The sequence below is a fragment of the Nocardiopsis sp. TNDT3 genome, from assembly GCF_003427465.1.
Taxonomy (GTDB): domain Bacteria; phylum Actinomycetota; class Actinomycetes; order Streptosporangiales; family Streptosporangiaceae; genus Nocardiopsis; species Nocardiopsis dassonvillei.
Map to the genome: position 1 here is coordinate 1 of NZ_QPFC01000358.1, position 6,253 is coordinate 6,253.

Consider the following 6,253-nt stretch of genomic DNA (forward strand, 5'->3'; position numbering starts at 1 on the left):
CCCCTCGCCGATGCCGTACGCTCCCCCGGCCTCCTTCAGGTTCTCGGCCAGGGCCAGGATCGTGATGACCTCGCCCATCGGGCGGCTGGCCACGTCCACGGTGGCGAAGGCCGCCTCCGCGGCGCGCGCCTGCGCGAGCATTCCCTCGCCCCGGGCGGAGGGCCCGTCACCGGCCACGACGGTGGCGCCGACCTCCCGGTGCAGGGCCGTGGTGATCGTGTTCAGCACCGCGTTGGCGGTCTGCGGGTCCTGGCCCTCGGGCGAGGACCCGCCCGAGGGCGCGAGGACGACCACGGCGTCGGCGGACTCTGCGGGGTCGCCCTCGACCGTGATCAGCCCGCCCTCGGTGAAGGCCTCCAGGACGGCCGCCGGGTCGTAGCCGCCGTCACCGCCCTCCCCCGCCTGGGCGGACGGGGACTCGGACGGGGACGCCTCCTCGTCACCGGAGCCCCCCTCCCCGGAGGGGTCCTCCTCCGAGGCGGCCAGGGCGCGGCCGATCTCGGCGCCCGCCTTCTCGTGGGGGCTGCCGGACAGGTCCCGGGGGTCCCGGGTGATCTGCAGGGCCAACTCGTCGACGAAGGTGGCGTTGCCGCCGTCCAGGAACGCGTCGCTGATCTGGACCCGGCCGACGACCTCGCCGCCCGCCTGCTCCACGCGCCCGGCCAGGGCGTCGGCCGTCTCGGTGTCGGCTCCGGGAGCGCTCACCACCACCACACCGAGGTCGGTGAGCAGACCGGAGAGCGTGTCGTCGGACACGGCCTCGGCCATCCGGTCGGCCCCGGCGTTGACCTGGTCGGCGGCGTCGCGCTCGGCGCGCAGCTCCTCGCTCTGGCTGCGCAGGTCGGCGGTCTCGGACTGGAGCGTGTTGAGCAGCGGGTCCTGGAGCATGGTGGTCCCCAGGACGAGCCCCACGGTGAGCGCGAGGAACACCGCGACGATGGACACCAGGTGGTAGCGGAAATCGATCACGTCAACAGCCCTGTCAACCAGTAGGAGAACGCGTCCCAGCGCGCCGCGAGAAAGGTGAGGTAGACCTGGCCCGCCGGTGAGCTGTAGGCGGCGACCACGATGGTGAGCAGGCAGGCCGCGACCAGCCCGAGCAGGGCCCAGGGGGAGATGCGCGAGCGGTACAGGCGGCTGACGCCCTTGGCGTCGACGAGCTTGCCGCCCACCCGCAGCCGGGTCAGGAAGGTGCTGGCCATCCCCGCCCGGCCCTTGTCGAGGAACTCCTCCAGGGTGGCGTGGGTGCCCACGGCCACGATGAGCGCGGCGCCCGCGCCGTCGGCGAGCATCATCGCCACGTCCTCGCTGGTGCCCGTGGCGGGGAAGACCACCGCGCCGTGCCCCAGGTCGGTGAGCCTGGGCAGGCCCGGGGCCCTGCCGTCGCGGTAGGCGTGCACGACCAGCTCGGCCCCGCTGGTCAGCGCCCGGTCCGAGACCGAGTCGAAGTCGCCGACGATGATGTCGGGCTTGTACCCCGCCTCCATGACCGCGTCCGCCCCGCCGTCCACGGCGATGATGACCGGCCGGAACTCGCGGATGTAGGGCCGCAGCGCCGCGATGTCCTCCCGGTAGTGGTAGCCGCGGACCACGATGAGGACGTGGCGGCCCTCGATGTCGGTCTCGATGGTGGGGATGCCGATGCCGTCCAGGAGCAGGTCGCGCTCGTGCTGGAGGTAGGCCATGGTGTTGGCCGCGAAGGCCTCCAACTGTGTGGCCAGCCCCGCGCGGGCCTCCTCCATCGCCGCGCTGACGGTCCCCAGGTCCTGGAGGGTGCCGCGCGCGACGACCTCGTCGCCGCGGTACAGGGTGGCGCCCTCCAGGCGGAGCCGCTCGCCGTCGCGGACGCGGGTGAACACCTCGGGGTCGACGTCGTCGACCAGGGGGATCCCCGCGTCCACGATCATCTCCGGCCCCTGGTTGGGATAGCGGCCGCTGATGCTCGTGGCGACGTTGAGGACCGCGGACACACCGCAGCCCACCAGGGCCTCGGCACTGACGCGGTCCAGGTCGACGTGGTCGATGACCGCGATGTCGCCCGGTCGCAGACGTTTGGTCAGGTTCTTGGTGCGCCGGTCCGAGCGGACGGGCGCGATCAGCCCTGTGGGAGCGTCCGCCCGGGTGCGGCGGAACCGCATGACTGTGGCGCTGAGCGCATCCGATACCTTCATCGCTGGCATACTGTCAGAACTCCCCCACGGAGAGTCATCACAGCTGTGAGATCGGCGTGTTCTGGTCGAGACCGCCGACCTCACCCCGTTCCGGGACGACCACGGCGACCTGCCCGCCCACTACCCCGAAACGCCAGAAGGTCACACATCCGTTCCGGACGTGTACACAACGCCCAGGTCAGGCGGCCGGATAGGCGCGCTCCGGATCGGCGTTGGTGAGCAGCTCCTCGGCGTGCGCACGGCCCAGCTCGGAGTCCTCCAGCCCCGCGAGCATCCGCGACAGCTCCCGGACCCGGCCCCCGCGGTCCAACCGCACCACACCACTCTCGGTGACCAGGCCCTCGGTGGACTTCTCCACCACCAGGTGGGCGTCGGCGAACGCGGCGACCTGCGGCAGGTGCGTGACGACGATGACCTGCGCGCGCCGGGCCAGCCGGGCCAGCCGGCGGCCGATCTCCACCGCGGCCTTGCCGCCCACACCCGCGTCCACCTCGTCGAAGACGAACGTGGGCACCGGGTCGGCACCGGCGAAGACCACCTCGATGGCCAGCATCACGCGCGAGAGCTCACCGCCCGAGGCGCCCTTGTGCAGGGCCAGGGGCGGAGAGCTGGGGTGCGGGGCCAGTAGGACCTCGACCTCGTCGCGGCCGTGCTGGCCGAACTCCTCACCCGTGGTGATGCGCACGCTCACGCGGGCGTGCGGCATGGCCAGCGCGGTCAGCTCCTCGGTCACGGCCTCCCCGAAGCGGTCGGCGGCCTCGGTGCGCACACGGGTCAGCTCGGCGGCGAACAGTTCCATGCGCTCGTGCAGCTCGTCGGCCTCGGCGCGCAGCGCGTCGATGCGCTCGTCGTCGCCCTCCAGGTCGGCCAGCCGCTTGGCCGCGTTCTCGGCCCAGGCCAACACCTCGTCCGTGGTCGCGCCGTACTTGCGCGAGAGCGAGGTGAGCAGCGCGCGGCGCTCCTGCACCAGGGCCAGACGGGCGGGGTCGGCGTCCACCGACTCGGCGTAGGAGGCCAGCTCGGTGGCGGCGTCGGTGAGGATGTAGGAGGCCTCGTCCAACCGCTCGCCGATCGCGGCCAGCTCGGCGTCGTGCTCACGCACCGCCGCCACGGCCTGCCGGGCCGCCGAGAGCAGCGCGGCCACGTCCACCTCCACGTCGGAGGCCGGGTCCCCGGCCAGCGCCTCGTGGGCGGTGGTGGCCGCCACGCGCAGGCTGTCGGCGTGCGCCAGCCGCGTCTCCTCCGCGAGCAGCTCGGCGTCCTCACCGGGCCGGGGCTCGGCGGCGGCGATCTCCTCCGCGCCGAAACGGAGCATGTCGGCCTCCTGGGCGCGCTCGCGCGCCTGCTCCACCAGCTCCTCCAGCTCCGCCGACACCTCCCGGTGGCGCCGGTAGGCCACGGTGTACTGTTTGAGCGCCTTGGTCAGCGGTTCGCCCGCGAAGCGGTCCAGGGAGGAGCGCTGCCGGTCCGAGCGCAGCAGGCGCTGCTGGTCGGACTGGCCGTGCACGGCGACCAGGTCGTCGGCGAGGTAGGCGAGCAGGCTCACCGGGGCGGACCGGCCGCCCATGGTGGCACGCGAGCGGCCCTCGGCCGACACCGTGCGGGTGAGGATGAGGACGTCGTCGTCGATGTCACCCCCCGCCTCCAGCACCCGGGCGGCCACCCGGCCGCCCGAGGGGACGGTCAGGCGCCCCTCCACCACGGCCCGGTCCGCACCCGGACGTACGCGCTGGGGGTCGGCCCGCCCGCCGAAGAGCAGTCCGAGCCCGGTGACGACCATGGTCTTTCCCGCGCCGGTCTCGCCGGTGACGACGGTCAGCCCCGGTGACAACTCCAAAACGGCGTCGTCAATGACTCCGAGCCCCTGGATACGGACTTCTTCGAGCACCGATCCCTCTCCTGTAGTTGACGCCACTGCCCACACGCGCGCACGGCGCGTCCGGCCGCGCGGGCCGGTCAGCGGCCGTGCTCGCTACGGCCCCGCCATCCGGCGACCGACAATCCGAACTTGGCCACCAGCCGGTCGGTGAACGGCGCCCGGTGCAGCCGGGCCAGCCGAACCGGCGTGTCGGCACGGGTGATCTCGATTCGTGCCCCCGCGGGCAATTCGACCATACGCCGTCCGTCGCACCAGAGCACGCCCGGCGCCGTGGCCGGGACCACCTCCAGGGCCACGGTCGCGTTCGGCCCCACCACCAGGGGCCGCGCGAACAGGGCGTGCGCGCTGAGCGGCACGACCATCAGGGCGTCCACGTCCGGCCACACCACCGGGCCGCCCGCGGAGAAGGCGTGCGCGGTGGAACCCGTGGGGGTGGCGCACACCACACCGTCGCAGGCCCAGCGCGAGAGCGGACGCCCGTCGATCTCCAGGACGGTCTCCAGGATGCGGCGCGCCTCGCCCTTCTCCAGGGTCGCGTCGTTGAGCGCCCAGTTGCGCACGGGCGGACTCCCGTCGCCCCGGCCCCCGTTGAAGACCGCCACGTCCAGGGTCATGCGCTCCTCGACGTCGTAGTCGCGGTTGACGACACTGCGCACGGTCGCGCCCAGGTCCTCGCGCTCGGCCTCGGCCAGGAACCCCACGTGGCCCAGGTTCACCCCCAGCAGGGGTGCCCCGGCCGGGCGCGCGATCTCCGCGGCGCGCAGCAGGGTGCCGTCGCCGCCGAGCACCATGACCAGCTCGACGCCCCGGGCCGCCTCCCCCGGTTCCACGACCTCGACCGGGGAGAGCACGCAGTCCTCCGCGGCCAGTTCCTCGATCTCGTTCTTGAGCATGCGCACGGTCAGCCCGGCCCGGCTCAGGCTCTCGTGGACCAGTTGGGCGCTGCGTACCGCGGCGGGCCGACCGGTGTGGGCCAGCAGGAGAACACTGCGTCCGCTGGTCATCGCCGTCCCCTTACGTTCACTCCCCGGCGGGGAGTCTGAAGTGCTGGCCGGGGCGTTCGCCGACCCGGCCGGGTCACGTTACCGGACTCCTGAGACACGCTCGCCACGGTCGCTAACGCGGTCCCTCCTCCACGGCCCGGGCCAACGCGTCCGGGTCCAGGGGCGCGGCCCCCGCGCGCATCCACAGGAAGTACTCGACGTTGCCGGAGGGGCCCGGCAGGGGGCTGGCGGTGACGCCGACGGTGCCCAGCCCCAGGGTGAGGGCGTGCGCGGCGACGTCGGAGACGGCCTCGGCACGCAGCTCCGGCTCGCGGACCACTCCCCCGGCGCCGACCTTGTCCTTGCCCACCTCGAACTGGGGCTTGACCATGAGCAGGAAGTCGGCGTCGGCGGCCACGCAGCCCCGCAGCGCCCCCAGCACCAGGCGCAGCGAGATGAACGACAGGTCGCCCACGACCAGGTCGGGGCGGGGCTCGCCGATCTGCTCGGGGGTGAGCTCACGGACGTTGACCCGCTCCATCACGCGCACGCGGTCGTTGCTGCGCAGCGACCAGGCGAGCTGGCCGTAGCCCACGTCCACCGCGGTGACGTGGGCCGCCCTGCGGCGCAGCAGCACGTCGGTGAACCCGCCGGTGGAGGCGCCCGCGTCCAGGGCCCTGCGGTCGGCGACGTCGAACTCGAAGGCGTCGAGGGCCCCGATGAGCTTGTGGGCGCCGCGGGAGACGTAGGGGGGCTCGTCGGAGGGCGGACGGACCACGATGGGCTGGTCCTGGCCGACCTGGGTCGCGGCCTTGGAGGCCACGATCCCCGCGACCTTGACGAACCCGCCCTCGATGATCTCGGCGGCGTGTCCACGGGAGCGTGCGTGCCCGCGGCGGACCAGTTCCGCGTCGAGCCGGGTGCGTTTTGCCATGGTTACCGAGGATACCGGGGCTGTTCGGGGGCGCCGGCGCCCTGGTCGAGCGCGCCGAGCACCCCGGACAGCTCCTGGTGCAGGGTGTCGAAGACCGCGACGTGCTCGGCGGTGGGCAGGGACTCCAGCGACGCCAGCCGCTCCCTGGTGCTGCGCAGGGTCTGCTCGGCCAGTGCCTGGGCCTGCTCGTTGGGGTCCATGCCTCTCCCGGTGTTCTCGCTGGTCCGACTCTACTTCTTCGTGGTGCCCCTGCTCTTGGTGGTGCGCTTGGCTGCGGTGCGAGCGC

At 73.3% G+C, this 6,253-nt stretch carries 6 protein-coding genes; all 6 read right to left on the reverse strand.

Annotated elements, in window-relative coordinates; genetic code table 11:
* Positions 1 to 969, reverse strand: a 969-nt coding sequence (locus DQW06_RS09495) for a copper transporter (RefSeq protein WP_157983391.1), incomplete at its 3' end; no start/stop codon positions are given.
* Complete coding sequence (steA, locus tag DQW06_RS09500) at positions 966 to 2,138, reverse strand: putative cytokinetic ring protein SteA (protein ID WP_041552789.1); 1,173 nt, start codon at positions 2,136 to 2,138, stop codon at positions 966 to 968. The genes steA and DQW06_RS09495, both read right to left, overlap by 4 nt.
* A gap of 211 nt (positions 2,139 to 2,349) precedes the next feature.
* On the reverse strand, positions 2,350 to 4,059 hold the full coding sequence (gene recN / locus DQW06_RS09505) for a DNA repair protein RecN (protein ID WP_013154042.1): 1,710 nt from the start codon (positions 4,057 to 4,059) through the stop codon (positions 2,350 to 2,352).
* Between the two features lie 68 nt (positions 4,060 to 4,127).
* Positions 4,128 to 5,054: an NAD kinase gene (locus DQW06_RS09510; RefSeq protein ID WP_013154043.1), complete on the reverse strand. Its 927-nt coding sequence runs from the start codon at positions 5,052 to 5,054 to the stop codon at positions 4,128 to 4,130.
* Between the two features lie 112 nt (positions 5,055 to 5,166).
* Positions 5,167 to 5,967: a TlyA family RNA methyltransferase gene (locus DQW06_RS09515; protein WP_013154044.1), complete on the reverse strand. Its 801-nt coding sequence runs from the start codon at positions 5,965 to 5,967 to the stop codon at positions 5,167 to 5,169.
* A 2-nt stretch (positions 5,968 to 5,969) separates the two neighbouring features.
* The gene (locus DQW06_RS09520; RefSeq protein WP_013154045.1) at positions 5,970 to 6,167 is read right to left on the reverse strand and encodes a hypothetical protein; all 198 of its coding nucleotides are present in this window, start codon (positions 6,165 to 6,167) and stop codon (positions 5,970 to 5,972) included.
* Positions 6,168 to 6,253: the final 86 nt, after the last annotated feature.